General features: G+C 61.9%; 18 protein-coding genes and 1 riboswitch. Of the genes, 15 read left to right on the forward strand and 3 right to left on the reverse strand.

What is annotated here, in order from left to right:
* Position 1: 1 nt before the first annotated feature.
* Together purN and purM are read right to left on the reverse strand one after the other, a co-directional pair.
* Entirely contained in the window at positions 2-652 is a 651-nt protein-coding gene (purN, locus tag RYC18_RS04455; protein WP_005783262.1) for a phosphoribosylglycinamide formyltransferase, read from the reverse strand.
* Positions 652-1,710: a phosphoribosylformylglycinamidine cyclo-ligase gene (purM, locus tag RYC18_RS04460; RefSeq protein WP_016982705.1), complete on the reverse strand. Its 1,059-nt coding sequence runs from the start codon at positions 1,708-1,710 to the stop codon at positions 652-654. Before purM ends, purN begins: the two co-directional genes overlap by 1 nt.
* A gap of 341 nt (positions 1,711-2,051) precedes the next feature.
* On the opposite strand from purM, the gene RYC18_RS04465 reads away from it, so the two are divergent.
* The 6 genes from RYC18_RS04465 (at position 2,052) to RYC18_RS04490 (ending at position 7,375) form a co-directional block, all read left to right on the forward strand.
* Positions 2,052-3,149, forward strand: a complete 1,098-nt coding sequence (locus RYC18_RS04465; protein ID WP_316883649.1) for a DUF2066 domain-containing protein — start codon at positions 2,052-2,054, stop codon at positions 3,147-3,149.
* A 38-nt stretch (positions 3,150-3,187) separates the two neighbouring features.
* Positions 3,188-4,261 (forward strand): AI-2E family transporter, encoded by a 1,074-nt coding sequence (locus RYC18_RS04470; RefSeq protein ID WP_057405684.1) that lies wholly within the window; start codon positions 3,188-3,190, stop codon positions 4,259-4,261.
* A 217-nt stretch (positions 4,262-4,478) separates the two neighbouring features.
* Entirely contained in the window at positions 4,479-5,183 is a 705-nt protein-coding gene (hda, locus tag RYC18_RS04475; protein ID WP_002554607.1) for a DnaA regulatory inactivator Hda, read from the forward strand.
* Complete coding sequence (locus RYC18_RS04480) at positions 5,177-5,941, forward strand: NAD-dependent deacylase (protein ID WP_057405662.1); 765 nt, start codon at positions 5,177-5,179, stop codon at positions 5,939-5,941. Before hda ends, RYC18_RS04480 begins: the two co-directional genes overlap by 7 nt.
* Before the next feature lie 75 nt (positions 5,942-6,016).
* Positions 6,017-6,739, forward strand: coding sequence for a C40 family peptidase (locus RYC18_RS04485; RefSeq protein ID WP_002554605.1), 723 nt, complete (start codon positions 6,017-6,019; stop codon positions 6,737-6,739).
* A 90-nt stretch (positions 6,740-6,829) separates the two neighbouring features.
* The gene (locus tag RYC18_RS04490) at positions 6,830-7,375 is read left to right on the forward strand and encodes a C40 family peptidase (protein WP_004657225.1); all 546 of its coding nucleotides are present in this window, start codon (positions 6,830-6,832) and stop codon (positions 7,373-7,375) included.
* A 480-nt stretch (positions 7,376-7,855) separates the two neighbouring features.
* On the opposite strand, the gene RYC18_RS04495 is transcribed toward RYC18_RS04490, so the two are convergent.
* Positions 7,856-9,184 carry a PQQ-dependent sugar dehydrogenase gene (locus tag RYC18_RS04495; RefSeq protein WP_016981440.1) on the reverse strand — a complete coding sequence of 443 codons (1,329 nt, stop codon included), beginning with the start codon at positions 9,182-9,184 and terminating at the stop codon, positions 7,856-7,858.
* Positions 9,185-9,303: 119 nt separating this feature from the next.
* Positions 9,304-9,518, forward strand: a riboswitch (cobalamin riboswitch).
* Between the two features lie 90 nt (positions 9,519-9,608).
* Here RYC18_RS04495 and cobO point away from each other — a divergent pair.
* Genes cobO through cobC form a run of 9 tightly spaced genes read left to right on the forward strand, consistent with a single transcriptional unit; the run spans position 9,609 to position 17,701 of the window.
* Positions 9,609-10,220 carry a cob(I)yrinic acid a,c-diamide adenosyltransferase gene (gene cobO, locus RYC18_RS04500; protein WP_002554602.1) on the forward strand — a complete coding sequence of 204 codons (612 nt, stop codon included), beginning with the start codon at positions 9,609-9,611 and terminating at the stop codon, positions 10,218-10,220.
* A gap of 39 nt (positions 10,221-10,259) precedes the next feature.
* Positions 10,260-11,555: a cobyrinate a,c-diamide synthase gene (locus RYC18_RS04505; RefSeq protein ID WP_004657233.1), complete on the forward strand. Its 1,296-nt coding sequence runs from the start codon at positions 10,260-10,262 to the stop codon at positions 11,553-11,555.
* Positions 11,552-12,202, forward strand: a complete 651-nt coding sequence (gene bluB / locus RYC18_RS04510; RefSeq protein ID WP_004657236.1) for a 5,6-dimethylbenzimidazole synthase — start codon at positions 11,552-11,554, stop codon at positions 12,200-12,202. Before RYC18_RS04505 ends, bluB begins: the two co-directional genes overlap by 4 nt.
* Positions 12,199-13,107, forward strand: coding sequence for an adenosylcobinamide-phosphate synthase CbiB (gene cbiB, locus RYC18_RS04515; RefSeq protein WP_057405665.1), 909 nt, complete (start codon positions 12,199-12,201; stop codon positions 13,105-13,107). The genes bluB and cbiB overlap by 4 nt, the downstream gene beginning before the upstream one ends.
* On the forward strand, positions 13,100-14,104 hold the full coding sequence (gene cobD / locus RYC18_RS04520; protein ID WP_005782613.1) for a threonine-phosphate decarboxylase CobD: 1,005 nt from the start codon (positions 13,100-13,102) through the stop codon (positions 14,102-14,104). The genes cbiB and cobD overlap by 8 nt, the downstream gene beginning before the upstream one ends.
* Complete coding sequence (locus RYC18_RS04525) at positions 14,101-15,561, forward strand: cobyric acid synthase (RefSeq protein ID WP_054995320.1); 1,461 nt, start codon at positions 14,101-14,103, stop codon at positions 15,559-15,561. The genes cobD and RYC18_RS04525 overlap by 4 nt, the downstream gene beginning before the upstream one ends.
* A complete protein-coding gene (cobU, locus tag RYC18_RS04530; RefSeq protein ID WP_004643289.1) occupies positions 15,562-16,083 on the forward strand; it encodes a bifunctional adenosylcobinamide kinase/adenosylcobinamide-phosphate guanylyltransferase in 522 nt (173 codons plus the stop codon). It begins immediately after the preceding gene.
* The gene (gene cobT / locus RYC18_RS04535) at positions 16,080-17,132 is read left to right on the forward strand and encodes a nicotinate-nucleotide--dimethylbenzimidazole phosphoribosyltransferase (RefSeq protein WP_057405673.1); all 1,053 of its coding nucleotides are present in this window, start codon (positions 16,080-16,082) and stop codon (positions 17,130-17,132) included. The genes cobU and cobT overlap by 4 nt, the downstream gene beginning before the upstream one ends.
* Positions 17,129-17,701, forward strand: a complete 573-nt coding sequence (gene cobC / locus RYC18_RS04540; RefSeq protein WP_057405675.1) for an alpha-ribazole phosphatase family protein — start codon at positions 17,129-17,131, stop codon at positions 17,699-17,701. Before cobT ends, cobC begins: the two co-directional genes overlap by 4 nt.
* Position 17,702 lies beyond the last annotated feature (1 nt).

Here is a 17,702-nt window from a genome sequence, read left to right on the forward strand (position 1 = left end):
CCTAATGTCGAATCAGATGGCCGCTGGCCGGGAGTAACTGGCTATCGAGTAACGCACCTTGTTCACCAAGGCTCAGTCGGCCCTCGGCAAACCAGCGAATGGCCAGTGGGTAAATACGGTGCTCTTGAACATGAACCCGTTGCGCGAGCGTTGTGGGCGTGTCGTGCAACTGTACCGAAATAACTGCCTGTACGACCAGTGGGCCGCCATCGAGTTCCTCGGTGACGAAATGCACGCTGCAGCCATGCTCGGCGTCACCAGCCTCCAGAGCACGCTTGTGCGTGTGCAAGCCTTTGTAACGCGGCAGCAGGGAAGGGTGAATATTCAGAAGGCGACCATGGAAATGGCGCACGAAGCCTGCGCTGAGAATGCGCATGAACCCGGCCAGTACTACCAACTGTGGCTGGAAAGTGTCGATCAGTTCGATCAGCGCTGCATCGAAGGCTTCGCGGCCTTCATAAGCAGTGTGATCCAGCACGCAGGCTTCGATGCCCGCATCCCTGGCGCGTTGCAGGCCGAACGCATCGGCGCGGTTGGAAATCACCGCGCGGATGCGGACCGGGCTGGACCCGTCCTTGAAACTGTCGATCATCGCTTGCAGGTTGCCGCCGGTGCCGGACAGCAGCACCACGACATCGCAGGTGGCTGGCATCAATGCGCCTTGAGGTTTTTCAGCTCGACTTGTGCTGCACCTTCGGCAGCGGTAGCGATCTGACCGATCACCCATGGCTGCTCGCCAGCTTCGCGCAGAACCTTCAACGCGGCTTCAACGTGTTCCTGAGCAACGCAGATGACCATGCCCACGCCGCAGTTCAGCACGCGGTGCATTTCGTTTTCTGCGACGTTGCCTTGCTGCTGCAGCCAGTCGAACACGGCCGGACGCTGCCAGCTGGCAACATCGACAACGGCCTGAGCGCCCTGCGGCAGAACACGCGGGATGTTGTCGAGCAGGCCGCCACCGGTGATGTGGGCCATGGCCTTGACCGCGCCGGTTTCCTTGATCAGCTTGAGCAGCGGCTTGACGTAGATGCGGGTTGGCGCCATCAGCAGCTCGGTCAATGGCTTGCCGTCCAGCTGGATGCTTTCGATATCGGCATCGGCCACTTCGATGATCTTGCGGATCAGCGAATAACCGTTGGAGTGCGGGCCGGACGATGGCAGGGCCAGCAGGGCATCACCGGCAGCGACTTTCGAACCGTCAATGATCTCGGCCTTTTCCACGACGCCGACGCAGAAGCCAGCCAGGTCGTAGTCTTCGCCTTCGTACATGCCCGGCATTTCAGCGGTTTCGCCGCCGACCAGCGAGCAGCCAGCCAGTTCGCAGCCAGCGCCGATGCCGGTGACGACCTGGGCAGCGGTGTCGACGTTCAGTTTGCCGGTGGCATAGTAATCAAGGAAGAACAAAGGCTCTGCGCCGCAGACCACCAGATCGTTGACGCACATGGCGACCAGATCGATACCGATGGTGTCGTGCTTGTTCAGGTTCAGGGCCAGACGCAGCTTGGTGCCCACGCCGTCGGTGCCGGAAACCAGGACCGGTTGCTTGTAGCCGGCCGGGATTTCGCAGAGGGCGCCGAAGCCTCCCAGGCCGCCCATGACTTCCGGACGCTTGGTGCGCTTGGCGACGCTCTTGATGCGTTCGACCAATGCTTCACCGGCGTCGATGTCTACACCGGCGTCTTTATAGCTCAGGGAGGGTTGCTTGCTCATAAAAAATCCAGGCCTTTAGGGGGGATTCGGAGGTATCGACCGCTGCGTTGGGACCCGTTCAGCACCGCGCTGTCATGCGATGGTAATGTTGGGCCGTGGCGATTGCCGGTCTGCGAAGGCGCGCGATTTTATCAGGCTTGCTCCCCAGGGGCCATCCTTGCGCCGACAACAGGGCGGTGTTGCGCCAAATAAACCTGATCCGGCGTCTCCCGTCAGTGCGAGTGCCGCCGTTTAAGGTGTACTTTATGCGCAAATTGAATGATTGGTGGTTCAAGGCTGTCCCAGACTTGTACTCCTCCTGAAACAGCTTCTTTTTACTTTTTTCCGTTCGGGAACTGTCCATGCGTTTTTCCAGAGTTCTTCTAGTCGGCTGTCTGTCCCTGATCAGCCTCCCCAGCCTTGCCGAAACGGTCAGCAACCTTTATCAGGTCCGCGAGCCGGTGACTGGTCAGTCGCCCGATGAGCGCACACGGGCCACCCAGGCCGCGGTCGAAACGCTGGTGCTGCGCCTGACCGGTGACGCCAAGGCTGCGCAGGGTTCGGCCATCGCCGCGCTGCGCAAAGATCCGCAGCAAATCATCAGCCAGTACGGCTACGAGGCCGGTCCGCCGGAAACCCTGCTGGTGGACTTCGATCCGGCGACCACCGACCGTGCGTTGCGTGATGCCGGCCTGTCGATCTGGGGCAGCAATCGCCCGTCGATCCTCGGCTGGTGGCTGAACGACTCGGTCGAAGGCTCGAATCTGGTCGGTGACGGTCAGGCCGCCGCTGAACCACTGCGCCGGGCTGCGCAACACCGCGGTTTGCCGCTGCGTCTGCCGCTGGCCGATTTGAGCGAGCAGGGCATCGGTGACGCCAAGACACTGGAAGGCACTGATGCCGCACCGCTCAAGGAAGCCTCCGAGCGTTACGGTGCTGACGCGATACTGGCGGTGCACGCCAAGGAAGACGCAGGCCAGTGGCAGGGCAAATGGCGCTTGTGGCTGGGCGATCAGCGCGAGCAGGGCACTGCGACCGGGGCTACTTCCGAAGCCTTGGCAGACGCTGTGCTGCTGTCGGTCAGCCAGCGTCTGGCCCCACGTTTCGTCGCCAAGCCCGGTGCCTCGACGGGCCTGTTGGTGCAGGTTCAGGGCATGACACTGGAGCGCTATGCACAACTGCTTCAGTTACTTGATCCGTTCGGCGTGCGTCTGAGTTCTGTTGACGGCGACAAAGTGGTGTTTGAGGTCAGTGGCAGCACCGATCAGCTACGCTCGCAGTTGTCGCTGGCCAAATTGCAGGAAGTGCCCGCAGCCGAGGCAGCCGCCGCCGCAACACCGCCTGCTGCGCCTGTCGATGCGACTGCGCCGGTTGCGCCAGCCAATGGGGCTGCTTCGGCACCTGCGCCCGCAGCGATGATTGTTCCGGCGTCTGCACCACAGCTTTATTTCCGCTGGTAAACCGGCAAAGCGCTTTTCCATTGGGTTGAGGGATGTTGATGACTGATACACGGCGTTGGTTCTGGATCGGCGGCCTGGCCTTGCTGGTCGCATTCGTGGTGCTGTTGCACACGATCCTCACCCCTTTTCTGGTGGCGCTGCTGCTGGCCTACATGGGCGATCCACTGGTGGATCGTCTGGAGCGTGCCGGGCTGTCCAGAACCTTGAGCGTGGTGGCGGTGTTCGGTCTGTTCACGCTGGTGCTGATGGCCTTGCTGCTGGTGCTGGTGCCGATGCTGGCCAAGCAGTTGTTTCGTCTCTATGAGCTGGCCCCGCAGATCCTCGACTGGCTGCAACACTCGGCGTTGCCGTGGGTGCAGGCCAAGTTCGGGCTGGCAGACGGGTTCTGGAAGTTCGACAAGATCAAGGCAGCCATCTCCGAACACATGGGGCAGGCTGGGGATATCGTCTCTGTGGTGCTGTCTCAGGCTACGGCGTCGAGCCTGGCGCTGATCGGCTGGCTGACCAATCTGGTGCTGATCCCGGTGGTGTGTTTCTACCTGTTGCGTGACTGGGACATCATGACCGGCAAGATCCGCGGTCTGCTGCCGCGTCAGCGTGAAGGTCAAATCGTCAAGCTGGCGGGCGAGTGCCATGAGGTGCTGGGCGCGTTCATACGCGGGCAATTGCTGGTCATGGTCGGTCTCGGGGTGATCTACGCGGCCGGTCTGATGCTGGTCGGGCTGGAACTGGGCCTGTTGATCGGGGTGATCGCCGGTCTGGCTGCCATCGTGCCTTATATGGGCTTTGTGATCGGCATTGGTTCAGCGCTGGTCGCCGGGTTGTTCCAGTTTGGTGGCGACCTGTACCCGATGATGGGGATTGTTGCGGTGTTCATGATCGGTCAGGCACTCGAAGGGATGGTGCTCACGCCATTGCTGGTAGGGGATCGCATCGGTCTGCACCCGGTGGCGGTGATCTTCGCGATTCTGGCGGGTGGCGAGCTGTTCGGTTTCACTGGCATTCTGCTGGCGTTGCCGGTCGCTGCAGTGATCATGGTGCTGGTGCGCCACATGCATGACGTTTATAAAGGCTCGGAAATCTATGCAGGTGCGGAAGATCCCGAGCTGTAAGGGCATCGCACGCCTCTTCACCGGGCAGTGAAGAGGCTTGTGCAGGCAATGCATGCATCACCTCAAAACGCTCTTTCTCGACCCGAGCTTTACGCACCCTGACGCAAACCTTTGATTTTGCTTGAGGTCTGTCGCATTGTGCGACCCGCTTCACGGGTATAAACTTTGCGCTCTTTACACAGAGGCCCTTGACGGTTTGCATGAGCCGTTAGTCAGCATGAAACCGATTCAGCTGCCCCTGAGTGTGCGTCTGCGTGATGACGCCACTTTCGTCAATTACTATCCAGGCGCCAATGCCGCTGCACTCGGCTATGTCGAGCGGCTGTGCGAAGCCGACGCTGGGTGGACGGAAAGCCTCATCTATCTGTGGGGCAAGGATGGAGTAGGGCGCACGCACCTGCTTCAGGCTGCGTGCCTGCGTTTCGAGCAGCTGGGCGAACCTGCGGTGTATCTGCCGCTTGCCGAAGTTATCGATGAAGGTATCGAGCTGTTCGACCATCTTGAACAGTACGAACTGGTGTGCCTGGATGACCTGCAAGCCATTGTCGGCAAGCCGGAGTGGGAAGAAGCCCTGTTTCACCTGTTCAACCGTTTGCGTGACAGCGGGCGTCGTCTGCTCATTGCAGCGTCCAAATCGCCCCGCGAACTGCCGGTCAAACTCCCCGATCTGAAATCCCGTCTGACCATGGCCCTGGTATTCCAGATGCGTGGCCTGTCCGACGAAGACAAGCTGCGTGCGCTGCAACTGCGTGCGTCACGGCGCGGCCTGCACCTCACCGATGAGGTAGGCCATTTCATTTTGACGCGTGGTACGCGCAGCATGAGCGCTCTGTTCGAATTGCTTGAGCGCCTTGATCAAGCGTCACTCCAGGAAAAGCGCAAGCTGACCATTCCCTTCCTTAAAGAGACGCTGGGGTGGTAGATCAGGCGCTGTTGATGCAAACGGCGGCAGCCTTGCGCCATGCACAACGGATTCTGGTGATCACCGGGGCAGGCCTGTCGGCTGATTCGGGCCTGCCGACCTATCGCGGCGTCGGCGGGCTGTACAACGGCAAGACCGACGACGGCCTGCCTATAGAGATGGCCTTGTCCGGGCCCATGCTGCGCCGTGACCCCGAGCTGTGCTGGAAATACATCGCCGAGCTGGGCAAGGCCTGTCTGGGAGGTGAGCCCAACGTCGCGCATTACGCCATCGCCCAGTTGCAGCGCATCAAGCCCGAGTGCTGGGTGCTGACCCAGAATGTCGACGGCTATCATCGCGCCGCTGGCAGCCCGCCGGAGCGCCTGATCGAAATTCACGGGCAACTCTCGCCACTGTTTTGCCAATCCTGTGGTGCTGAAGATCCGCAATTGAGTGAGCACTTGCAGCGTCCTTTACCCCCTTTATGCCCGGCATGTAGTGGCGTTATGCGACCGCCCGTCGTTCTTTTTCAGGAAATGCTCCCTGAAAAGGCACTGGAAACACTGTATGAACAACTGGCTAAAGGCTATGACGCAGTCCTGAGTATCGGTACCACAGCAAGCTTCCCCTACATTCACGAACCTGTCATTCGCACCAGAGTTTCCGGGGGTTTTACGGCAGAAATCAATCCGCAGCCGACCGATCACAGCGCGCAGATGGACGTCTTTTTGCAGTGCCGGGCAGCACATGTCATGGCGGAACTCATAAGTCACATCTAGTTCGATTGAATTTGCAAATCACCTTCATAAAAGGCATAGTCTCGCCATCTTAACTAGTCAGCCACGGTTGTGCCCATGCAGGTTGTTCGCTTCGCACCCCTCGTGCCTCTCGCACTCGTTACATTCCTCTTCGGTTGCTCGGCCAATATGCCGGTCGCACAGCAAGAACAGGCTCAGCCCGTTGCGCGTTATCAGAGCGCGGCAAACGCTCAGTCCGCAGCACGTCGCGCCGACGCCGCAGCCTTGCAGGACGAGATTGCCACCGAAGACGAACTCGCTCACTTCGCCGACAACAAGTCCTACCAGCTGCCGGTTCTGGCCGACAGTATCCTGGAACGTGGCAAATCCCTGATCGGCACGCGTTACAAGTTCGGCGGCACGTCGACTTCCTCGGGTTTCGATTGCAGCGGCTTCATTGGTTACCTGTTTCGCGAAGAGGCTGGCATGAGCCTGCCGCGCTCCACGCGTGAAATGATCAACGTTGACGCACCGCTGGTATCGCGCAAAAACCTTCAGCCTGGCGATGTACTGTTCTTCAGTACCCGTGGCCGTGGTCGCGTAAGCCATGCAGCGATCTACGCCGGTAATCAGCAGTTCATTCACTCCAGCAGCCGTCGCAGTGGCGGTGTACGCATCGACAGCCTCGATGACGCCTACTGGAGCAAGACCTTTATCGAGGCCAAGCGGCCTCTGGCAATGGCGCCGGGTACAGTCGCGGTGAAGTCGACACCTGATGCCACGCAGACAACGGCGATGACTTCGACTACAGTCAAGACCGCGCCAAAGCGGCGTAAATAAAATAGAACGTGCAGAACAAGACCTTCGGGTCTTTCTGCGTTTTTGAGCTTCTCGGCAGCGTAAGCCGCATCCGGATAGGTTGTTGTGGTTATGTCGATTGCGTTGCGCCTGATAGTTATTTCTGTTGCTGCGTTACTGGGTGCCTGCGCCAGTGCGCCGCCACCGCCCAAAGCACCCCGGGTCGTTCAGCGTCCGGTGGTCACTGCTCCCCCTCAGATTCTTTCTCCGGCTGCCGAAGACGTGCTGTTTCGTGCGTTGGGGCTGGTTGGCACGCCTTATCGCTGGGGTGGCAACACGCCTGACTCTGGTTTTGATTGCAGCGGTCTTATAGGTTATGTCTATCGTGATGCCGCGGGCATTTCCCTGCCGCGTTCCACGCGCGAGATGATCGTGATGGGTGCGCCGAATATCCGTCGCGAGCAATTGCAGTCAGGAGATCTGGTGTTCTTCGCCACCTCGGGCGGCTCGCAGGTGTCCCATGCGGGCATCTACGTCGGCGAAGGCCGCTTCGTACATGCCCCGGCCAGCGGCGGCACGGTCAAGCTCGACAGCCTCGACAAGCCTTACTGGCAGAAAGCCTACCTCAACGCCAAGCGCGTCATTCAGCCGTCCAGTCTGGCGCAGATTCGGCCATAGCGCGTCGCCTGCTCGCGGTCTGACCAGAACTTATCGTGCGGCGCTCCGCGTCGCATGCCTTTCCGGACGCTCTGCGTCCTCTTGCGACGCGGAGCGTCGAGAACTGCATTCCCACGCTGGAGCGTAGGGAACGATCATCTCAACTGCCGTACGGCGCTCTGCGTCGACATATCGATCCGGACGTGCGGAACGATCATCGCAATTATCGTGCGACGCTCCGCGTCGCATGCCGTTCCGGACGCTCCGCGTCCTCTTGCGACGCGGAGCGTCGAGAACTGCATTCCCACGCTGGAGCGTAGGGAACGATCATCTCAACTGCCGTACGGCGCTCTGCGTCGACATGCCTTTCCAGGCGTGCGGAACGATCATCGCAACTATCGTGCGACGCGGAGCGTCGAGAACTGCATTCCCACGCTGGAGCGTGCGGAACGATAACTCAACTAACGTACGACGCTCTGCGTCAACCCTCTACGCTCAGCGTTATTGAGCTGCCTTGGCCGAGGTCACGCGCCAGATTTTGTTGCCGACATCATCTGCCACCAGCAAGCCGCCGCGCTGATCATTGACCACGCCAACCGGGCGGCCCATGGCTTTTTCGTCTTTGTTGAGGAAACCGGTCAGCACATCGACCGGAGCACCGTTGGGCTTGCCGCCGCTGAAGGGCACGAACACCACTTTATAGCCGCTGTGCGGTTTGCGATTCCATGAGCCGTGCTGGCCAATGAACAGGCCTTCGTTGAACGGCGCCGCCAGCGTCTTGCCATCGGCGAATACCAACCCTAACGAGGCCGTATGCGGGCCGACTGCGTAATCCGGTGCGATGGCCTTGGCGACCAGTGCCGGGTTCTGCGGTTTGACGCGCTCGTCGACATGCTGGCCGTAGTAGCTGTAGGGCCAGCCGTAGAAAGCGCCATCCTGCACCGAGGTCACGTAGTCTGGCACCAGGTCGCTGCCGATTTCGTCACGCTCGTTGACCGCCGTCCACAGCTTGCCGGTTTTGGGTTCCCAGTCCATGCCGTTGGGGTTGCGAAGGCCCGAGGCAAAAATGCGGTGATTGCCGGTGGCAGCGTCCACTTCCCAGATGGCTGCACGACCTTCTTCCTTGTCCATGCCGTTCTCGGCCACGTTGCTGTTGGAGCCCACTGTGACGTACAGCTTGCTGCCATCCTTGCTGGCGATGACGTTTTTGGTCCAGTGATGGTTGAGCGTGCCGCCCGGCAGGTCGACCACTTTGGTCGGCTGCGCGCTGATCGAGGTCTGGCCCGCTTCATACGGGAAGCTGATCAGGCGGTCGGTGTCGGCGACATAGAGCTTGTTGCCCACTAGCGTCATGCCAAACGGCGAATTGAGGTTTTGCAGGAACACGGTGCGGGTCTCTGCGACGCCGTCCTTGTCCATGTCGCGCAGCAGAGTAATGCGGTTGGCGCTTGGCACGCCCGCACCGGCGCGGCCCATGACTTTTTCCATTACCCAGCCGCGAATACCCTTGGAATCATCCGGTTTGGCCGGCGAATTGGTTTCCGCCACCAACACGTCGCCATTGGGCAATACATACAGCCAGCGCGGGTGGTCGAGGTTTTCGGCGAACGCTGCCACTTGTGTGCCCGGCGCGGCGACCGGTTTTGCGCCTTTTTCCCAGCCTACGGCAGGGGCGATGTTGACGGTCGGGATCAGCGTCTTGTTAGGCTCCGGCAGTTTGGGCGAGGGGCCTGTTCCATCCGAGACTTGCAGGGTCGAAGACTCGCCGCAGGCAGCGAGGCCACCGGCAACCAGAAGCAACACTGCGTAGTGGGGTCTGAGTCTGAACATGGTGAATCTCCATAAACAAGGGCGTGGTCCGATAATTGATAGAGGCACTGCGAACCGTCTGGGTTCAATCACGTTTCACAGCGTCGGTGTCGATTGACGCTCCCAGCCCAACCCTCTACCCTTCGCGGTTTGTTTCAGGTGCTCTGCAATCCTTGATTGGCAGGGTGAAACAGGGAAGCCGGTGTGGATCAATCGATCCGATCCCGGCGCTGCCCCCGCAACGGTAAATGAGTCAAGGCTGTGCCTGACGCCACTGTGTTTCGACATGGGAAGGCGCGCAGCCGGGGTAACCCGCTCATGAGCCCGGAGACCGGCCTGAACCACTCAATGGCATCACGGAGGGTGATGCTCTGTGCAGGGCGTTGCCGTGCTGTCCAGTGCTGTCCTTCCGTCTGTTGTCGACTGCCACGAGCGGAGAACCCGGATGAACGAATCCCCCGAACGCGACGAACGCCATCTGGCGCGCATGCTGCGCAAGAAAGCCGTGATGGACGAGCGCATTGCCAGCTCACCCAACGAGTGCGGCCTGCTGCTGGTCTTGACCGGCAACGGCAAAGGCAAGAGCAGCTCGGCATTCGGCATGCTTGCCAGGGCCATGGGCCACGACATGCAGTGCGGCGTGGTGCAGTTCATCAAGGGCCGCAACAGCACTGGCGAAGAAATGTTTTTCCGTCGTTTCCCCGAGCAGGTGCGCTATCACGTGATGGGCGAGGGCTTCACCTGGGAAACCCAGGATCGCCAGCGTGACATTGCCGCTGCCGAAGCCGCCTGGGCCGTGTCTCGGGAAATGCTTCGCGATCCGGCCATTGGTCTGGTGGTGCTCGACGAACTGAACATTGCCCTCAAGCATGGCTACCTCGACCTTGAACAGGTGCTGAGTGATCTGCAGGCCCGCCCGCCGATGCAGCATGTGCTGGTGACCGGCCGCGGTGCCAAACCCGAATTGATCGACCTGGCTGATACGGTTTCCGATATCGGCGTGGTCAAGCATGCGTTCCAGGCCGGTATCCGGGCGCAGAAAGGTATCGAGCTGTGAATAATCCTTTATTGGGCGCACTGCAATGAGAGCACTGCAATGAGAGCTCCGCGCGATTGCCCGGCGGTTTTGATCGCCGCGCCTGCCTCCGGGCAAGGTAAGACTACCGTCACCGCGGCACTGGCACGTTTGCACCGCAACCAGGGCCGCAAGGTCCGGGTGTTCAAGTGCGGGCCGGATTTTCTCGACCCGATGATTCTTGAGCGGGCCAGCGGCGCACCGGTCTATCAGCTGGACATGTGGATGGTCGGTGCCGACGAAAGCCGTCGCCTGTTGTGGGAAGCCGCGGATGAGGCAGACCTGATCCTGATCGAAGGCGTCATGGGGTTGTTCGACGGCACACCGTCCAGCGCTGATCTGGCCCGCCACTTTGGCGTACCGGTGTTGGGGGTGATCGACGGCACGGCGATGGCGCAGACGTTTGGCGCGCTGGCGCTCGGGCTGGCGCGTTATCAGCCGGATCTGCCGTTTGCCGGCGTGCTGGCCAATCGGGTTGGTACGGTACGCCACGCGCAGTTGCTGGAAAACAGTCTGACCGAAGGCCTGCGCTGGTATGGCGCACTGTCCCGGGAAGTCGGTTTCGAATTGCCCAGCCGCCATCTGGGGCTGGTCCAGGCCAGCGAACTCAATGATCTGGATGTGCGGCTGGACATGGCTGCCGCCGCGCTGGCCAGCACCTGCGAAGTGGCCTTGCCGCCAGCCGTAACCTTTACCGCGCCCGACCCGGTTCAGGTCGAGCCGTTGCTCAGCGGTGTGCGCATCGCCATTGCCCGCGACGAGGCCTTTGCCTTTCTGTACGGCGCAAGCCTGGACCTGCTGCGAAACATGGGCGCAGAGCTGAGTTTCTTCTCGCCGATCCATGATCGTGAGCTGCCCGACGCCGACAGCCTGTACCTGCCGGGTGGTTACCCGGAGCTGCATCACGTTGCGCTGGCGGAAAACCTGACGATGCAGGCGTCGATCAGGGCGCACCATATTGCTGGCAAGCCGATTCTGGCCGAGTGCGGCGGCATGCTTTATTTACTCGAAGCCTTGACCGATGTGGAGGGCGTGCGCGCCGAACTGGTCGGCTTGCTGTCCGGTGAGGCGGTCATGCAGAAGCGTCTGGCGGCGCTGGCCTTGCAAGCGGTTGAATTGCCCGAGGGCACGCTGCACGGCCACACGTACCACCATTCGCTGACCAGCACCGAGTTGCAGCCGATTGCTCGTGGCGTCAGCCCCAACGGCGGGCGTGGCGCAGAGGCAGTCTACCGCCTGGGTCGTCTGACCGCGTCCTACGTGCATTTCTATTTCCCTTCCTGCCCTCAGGCGATTGCGGCGCTGTTCAAACCATGACCGAACAAGCGTTCAGCCCTGAAGAGCGGGCTGCGGTGTACCGGGCCATCGCCGAGCGTCGCGACATGCGCCACTTCGTCGGCGGCACGGTGGCGCCCGAGTTGCTGGCGCGCTTGCTGGAAGCCGCACACCAGGCACCCAGTGTCGGGCTGATGCAGCCGTGGCGCTTCATTCGCATCAGCGATCCGGCGTTGCGCGGAAAAATGCAGGCGCAGGTAGAAGATGAACGTATCCGCACTGCCCAGGCACTGGGCGAGCGCACCGACGAGTTCATGAAACTCAAGGTCGAAGGAATCAATGACTGCGCCGAGGTGTTGGTCGCCGCACTGATGGAAGGCCGTGAACAGCATATTTTCGGCCGCCGCACCTTGCCGGAAATGGACATGGCATCGCTGTCCTGCGCGATCCAGAACCTGTGGCTGGCATCGCGTGCCGAGGGGCTGGGCATGGGCTGGGTGTCGCTGTTCGACCCCGAGGCATTGGCCGAACTGCTGGGCATGCCTGACGGCGCGAAGCCGCTGGCGATCATTTGCCTGGGGCCGGTCAAGGAATTCTATCCTGCGCCAATGCTGGTGATGGAAGGCTGGGCGCAGGCGCGTCCGCTGCACGAGCTGCTGTACGAGAATCAATGGGGAGTGAATCAATGAGTGTGGCGCTGTTGAGCGTCGCCGGGGTCGCACTGGATGCGCTGCTCGGTGAGCCAAAACGATGGCATCCGCTGGTAGCGTTCGGCAACTTCGCCAATCGGGTCGAGCAGCGTTTCAACAGCGGTGGCCGTGGCTGGCGCAGTCATGGCGTTACCGCCTGGGTTATCACCGTAATGCCGTTGACGCTGCTGGCCACGCTACTGAGCTGGTTGCCCGGTATTGGCTGGCTGGTCGAGGTTCTGGCGCTGTATTGCGCGCTGGGCATGCGCAGCCTGGGCGAACATGTTCAGCCGGTGGCGCAAGCGTTGCGCAGTGACGATCTGGTCGAGGCACGCCAGCGGGTCGGTTATCTGGTCAGTCGCCAGACCAGCGAACTGGATGCCACCGAAGTGGCCCGCGCAGCTACCGAATCAGTGCTGGAGAACGGCAGTGATGCGGTGTTCGCCGCGCTGTTCTGGTTTGTCGTGGCCGGTGCGCCCGGCGTGGTGCTGTACCGGCTGAGCAACACGCTGGACGCCATGTGGGGTTACCGCAACGAGCGCTTCGAGCGTTTTGGCTGGGCTGCGGCGAAGATCGACGATCTGCTCAACTATATTCCCGCACGTCTTGTGGCATTGACTTACGCCTTGCTGGGCAAGACCCGGCTGGCGCTGCGTTGCTGGCGCACACAGGCTCCGGCCTGGGACAGTCCGAATGCAGGTCCGGTGATGGCCGCTGGCGCTGGCGCGCTGGGTGTCGAACTGGGCGGGGCGGCGATCTATCACGGCGAGCTGCATCAGCGTCCGCAACTGGGTGAAGGTGCGCCTGCCGATGCGGATTCCATTGATCGCGGCTGGCAACTGGTGCAGCGCGGCGTCTGGTTGTGGTTGCTGGTCATATGCGTGGTAGCTGAATTCTATGCTTGAGCACGGCGGTCGGTTGCGCGCCGCGGCGCAGCATTACGGTATCGAACTGGCTGACTGGCTGGACCTGTCCACGGGCATTGCACCCTGGTCGTGGCCCATCCCGGAGATTCCGACGCGTGCATGGGCGCGTTTGCCCGAGACCGATGATGGCCTGGAAGCAGCTGCCTGCCGCTATTACGGCGTACCTCGCTTATTGCCGGTGTCCGGCTCGCAGGCCGCGATTCAAGCGTTGCCGCGGGTACGCAGCGGAGGTCGGGTTGGCGTGCTGTCGCCCTGCTACGCCGAGCATGCACATGCATGGCGCAAGAACGGCTTCGTGGTCCGCGAGATAGGCGAGCAGGAGGTCGAATACTTTCTCGACTCTCTTGATGTGCTGGTGGTGGTCAATCCGAACAATCCGACCGGCCTGCACCTGAGCGCCGAGCGCCTGCTGGAGTGGCATGCACGACTGGCCGAGCGCGGTGGCTGGCTGGTCGTCGATGAGGCGTTCATGGATAACACGCCGGGCCTGAGCCTGGCTGCCGAAACGTGGCGCACCGGGCTGATTGTGCTGCGCTCGTTCGGCAAGTTTTTTGGCCTGGCCGGTGTCAGGCTCGGTTTTGTCATGGCCGAGCCGGTATTGCTGAGGATGCTGGCGCAGGAAATCGGCCCATGGTCGGTCAGCGGGCCAACACGAATCATCGGTCAGGTGTGCCTCAATGATCAGGAAGGGCACGCCCGTCAGCGTCAACGCAGCGAGCAGGCTCGCGAGCGTCTGGTGGCTTTGCTCGACCAGTACGGGCTGAGCCCGCAGGGCGGCTGTGCGCTGTTTCAGTGGCGGTTGACCCCTGAAGCGCAAACGCTCTATGAGTTCTGTGCGCGACGTGGCGTATTGTTGCGTCTTTTCAAGGGCGGCACACCCGAGTCCGCCAGCCTGCGCTTCGGTCTGCCCCGCGACGAGGCCGACTGGCTGCGTTTGCACACTGTTCTGCTTGAATACCGCAAGGAATACCCATGACCACGCTGATGGTACAAGGCACCACCTCCGACGCCGGCAAAAGCACACTGGTGACGGCACTGTGCCGCTGGCTGACCCGACAGGGCGTCAAGGTCGTGCCATTCAAACCGCAGAACATGGCGCTCAACAGCGCTGTAACGGCGGACGGCGGCGAAATCGGCCGCGCCCAGGCGGTGCAGGCGCAGGCGTGCTTTCTGGAGCCGCACACCGACATGAACCCGGTGCTGCTCAAGCCCAACAGTGATACCGGTGCGCAGGTGATCATTCACGGTCGCGCCGTCACCACCATGAACGCGGTGGCGTACCACGGCTATAAAGAGATCGCCATGCAGGCGGTGCTGGAGTCGCATCGGCGGCTGGGTGAAAGCTACCCGGTGATCATGGTAGAAGGCGCGGGCTCTCCGGCCGAGATCAACCTGCGCGCCAACGATATCGCCAACATGGGCTTTGCCGAGGCGGTCGACTGCCCGGTGTTGCTGATTGCCGATATCAATCGTGGCGGGGTGTTTGCCCATCTGGTCGGCACGCTGGAGTTGCTGTCGCCCAGCGAACAGGCGCGGGTCAAGGGGTTCATCATCAATCGTTTTCGCGGTGACATTGCCTTGTTGCAGCCGGGCCTGGACTGGCTGGAAGCACGCACCGGCAAGCCGGTGGTTGGCGTGCTGCCCTACGTAATGGACCTTCATCTGGAGGCCGAAGACGGCCTGGACCAGCGTCAGACCGACAAGGTCGAGCATGTGCTGAACGTGGTGGTCCCGGTGCTGCCTCGCATCAGTAATCACACTGATTTCGACCCGCTGCGCCTGCACCCTCAGGTCAATCTGCAGTTCATCGGTCCCGGCCAGGCGATTCCTCCTGCGGACCTGATCATTCTGCCCGGCTCGAAAAGCGTGCGCAGCGATCTGAACTACCTGCGCAACAGTGGCTGGGACACCGCCATCGAGCGGCATTTGCGTTATGGCGGCAAGCTGATGGGGATCTGCGGCGGCCTGCAAATGCTCGGTGAGCAGGTGCACGATCCTCTCGGGCTGGAAGGCGCAGCCGGGTCCAGCGCCGGGTTTGGCCTACTGGCAATGAGCACGGTGCTGGAAGCGGAAAAGCAACTGCGCAATGTGCGCGGTCGTCTGACCCTGGAAGACGCCGAGGTCAGCGGCTACGAAATTCATGCCGGGGTAACGACAGGGCCGGCGCTGGAGCAGGCTGCCGTGCAACTGGACGACGGGCGTTGCGATGGCGCGCAGAGTGTCGACGGGCAGGTGCTCGGGACTTACCTGCACGGCCTGTTCGAATCACCTGCGGCCTGTAGCGCGTTACTGCGCTGGGCGGGGTTGGCGAACGTGCAGTCCGTCGACTATCACGCCCTGCGCGAGCGCGACATCGAACGTCTGGCGGACCTGGTGGAAAAACACCTGGACGGCCCATTGCTTCGCGAACTGTGTGGCCTGGAGGCGAACTGAATGCTGCAATTGATCCTCGGCGGCGCGCGTTCCGGCAAGAGTCGCCTGGCGGAAAAACTGGCCGCCGACAGCACGCTGAAGGTGACCTACATCGCCACCAGTCAGCCTCTGGACGGCGAAATGAATCAGCGCGTGGCCAGCCATCGCGCCCGTCGCCCCGAACACTGGGGGCTGGTCGAAGAACCGCTCGAGCTGGCGCGGGTGCTGCGCGAAAATGCGGCGCCCGATTGCTGCCTGCTAGTCGATTGCCTGACCCTCTGGCTGACCAATCTGCTGATGCTCGACAACCCCGAGCGCCTGCTTCAAGAACGTGAATCCCTGCTCGACAGCCTTGCCGGGCTGCCGGGTGAAATCATTTTTGTCAGCAACGAAACCGGGCTTGGCGTCGTGCCGCTCGGCGAACTGACCCGTCGCTATGTCGATGAAGCCGGCCTGTTGCATCAGGCGCTGGCCGAGCGTTGCCAGCGTGTCGTGTTGACCGTTGCCGGCTTGCCCCTGACGTTGAAAGGAACCGCGCTATGAGTAATTCCTGGTGGCTCAAGCCTGCACAGGCTATTGATGTACCAATGCGCGAGGCGGCACTGGCCCGTCAGCAACAGTTGACCAAGCCGGCGGGTTCGCTGGCACAACTGGAGCGTCTGGCGGTACAGCTTGCCGGCCTGCAAGGGCGCGAGCGTCCGGCTGCCGATAAATTGTGGATCGCGATCTTTGCCAGCGATCATGGTGTGGTGGCCGAAGGTGTATCGGCCTATCCACAGGAAGTCACCGGCCAGATGCTGCATAACTTCGTCAACGGTGGCGCAGCGATCAGCGTGCTGGCGCGCCAGCTCTCGGCGCAGCTGGACGTGGTGGATCTGGGTACCGTGGCGCCTCTGGATTTGCCGGGCGTGCGTCATTTGCGCATCGGCGCGGGCACCGCCAATTTCGCCCACGGGCCAGCCATGAGCGCTGAGCAGGGGCTTGCTGCTCTGCAGGCCGGGCGCGACAGTGTATTGCGCGCCAAGGCGGTCGGCACCGAGCTGTTTATCGGTGGCGAGATGGGCATCGGCAATACCACGGCGGCCAGCGCCGTCGCCTGCTCGGTGCTGGAATGTGCCGCGCCGTTGCTGGTCGGTCCCGGCACCGGGCTGAACGCCGAGGGCATCGAGCACAAGACCCGTGTCATCGAACGCGCACTGGCGCTGCATGCCGAGCAGGCGGGCGACCCGCTGCATAGCCTGTTCTGCCTGGGTGGTTTCGAGATTGCCGCGCTGACCGGCGCTTATCTGGCCTGTGCGCAGGAAGGCATCGTGGCGCTGGTCGACGGTTTCATTTGCAGCGTGGCCGCGTTGGTGGCGGTGCGCCTGAATCCGTCTTGCCGCAACTGGCTGTTGTTCGGCCACCGTGGCGCCGAACCGGGCCACCGGCACTTGCTGGAAACGCTACAGGCCGAACCGCTTCTGGACCTCGGCTTGCGTCTGGGCGAGGGCAGTGGCGCAGCCCTGGCGGTGCCGCTGGTGCGTCTGGCCTGTGAGTTGCACAACGGCATGGCAACGTTTGCCGAAGCGGCAGTGGCGGATCGCCCCGCATGACCTTGCGTCTGGACTTGCTGCGTCATGGCGAAACAGAGCTGGGCGGTGGTCTGCGCGGCAGCCTCGACGATGCTCTGACCGAACTCGGCTGGCAGCAGATGCGTGCGGCAGTGGCCGATGGCGGTCCCTGGGAACGGATTGTCAGCTCGCCTTTGCAGCGCTGTGCACGTTTTTCCGAAGAGCTGGCGCAGCGCCTGTCGCTGCCCATGCAACTGGAGCCGGGTTTGCAGGAGCTGCATTTCGGCGACTGGGAAGGCCACAGCCCTGCGCAGCTCATGGAAACCGATGCCGAAGGCTTGGGCCTGTTCTGGGCCGATCCCTACGCCTTCACACCGCCCAATGGCGAGCCAGTGATCGAATTTTCGACACGGGTGCTGAATGCGGTGGCGCGTCTGCATAAGTCGTATGCCGATGAACGCGTGTTGCTGGTCAGTCACGGCGGTGTAATGCGCCTGCTGCTGGCGCAGGCGCGCGGTCTGCCGCGTGAGCAATTGTTGCAGGTAGTGGTCGGCCATGGCGCACTGCTGTCGATTCAGGTCGCAGCTGCTGGCGTAATCACGGAGGTCTGAG

Source organism: Pseudomonas syringae group sp. 247E2 (genome assembly GCF_032587795.1).
GTDB lineage: Bacteria > Pseudomonadota > Gammaproteobacteria > Pseudomonadales > Pseudomonadaceae > Aquipseudomonas > Aquipseudomonas amygdali.

Bases quoted from the DNA above. Each gene is read 5' to 3' on its own strand.
- cobT (WP_057405673.1), top strand. From the start codon at position 16,080: ATGAGTAATTCCTGGTGGCTCAAGCCTGCACAGGCTATTGATGTACCA.
- RYC18_RS04465 (WP_316883649.1), top strand. From the start codon at position 2,052: ATGCGTTTTTCCAGAGTTCTTCTAGTCGGCTGTCTGTCCCTGATCAGC.
- bluB (WP_004657236.1), top strand. From the start codon at position 11,552: ATGACCGAACAAGCGTTCAGCCCTGAAGAGCGGGCTGCGGTGTACCGG.
- RYC18_RS04495 (WP_016981440.1), bottom strand. From the start codon at position 9,184: ATGTTCAGACTCAGACCCCACTACGCAGTGTTGCTTCTGGTTGCCGGT.
- RYC18_RS04490 (WP_004657225.1), top strand. From the start codon at position 6,830: ATGTCGATTGCGTTGCGCCTGATAGTTATTTCTGTTGCTGCGTTACTG.
- RYC18_RS04470 (WP_057405684.1), top strand. From the start codon at position 3,188: ATGACTGATACACGGCGTTGGTTCTGGATCGGCGGCCTGGCCTTGCTG.
- cobC (WP_057405675.1), top strand. From the start codon at position 17,129: ATGACCTTGCGTCTGGACTTGCTGCGTCATGGCGAAACAGAGCTGGGC.
- cbiB (WP_057405665.1), top strand. From the start codon at position 12,199: ATGAGTGTGGCGCTGTTGAGCGTCGCCGGGGTCGCACTGGATGCGCTG.
- RYC18_RS04485 (WP_002554605.1), top strand. From the start codon at position 6,017: ATGCAGGTTGTTCGCTTCGCACCCCTCGTGCCTCTCGCACTCGTTACA.
- RYC18_RS04505 (WP_004657233.1), top strand. From the start codon at position 10,260: ATGAGAGCTCCGCGCGATTGCCCGGCGGTTTTGATCGCCGCGCCTGCC.
- cobU (WP_004643289.1), top strand. From the start codon at position 15,562: ATGCTGCAATTGATCCTCGGCGGCGCGCGTTCCGGCAAGAGTCGCCTG.
- cobO (WP_002554602.1), top strand. From the start codon at position 9,609: ATGAACGAATCCCCCGAACGCGACGAACGCCATCTGGCGCGCATGCTG.
- cobD (WP_005782613.1), top strand. From the start codon at position 13,100: ATGCTTGAGCACGGCGGTCGGTTGCGCGCCGCGGCGCAGCATTACGGT.
- purM (WP_016982705.1), bottom strand. From the start codon at position 1,710: ATGAGCAAGCAACCCTCCCTGAGCTATAAAGACGCCGGTGTAGACATC.
- hda (WP_002554607.1), top strand. From the start codon at position 4,479: ATGAAACCGATTCAGCTGCCCCTGAGTGTGCGTCTGCGTGATGACGCC.
- RYC18_RS04525 (WP_054995320.1), top strand. From the start codon at position 14,101: ATGACCACGCTGATGGTACAAGGCACCACCTCCGACGCCGGCAAAAGC.
- purN (WP_005783262.1), bottom strand. From the start codon at position 652: ATGCCAGCCACCTGCGATGTCGTGGTGCTGCTGTCCGGCACCGGCGGC.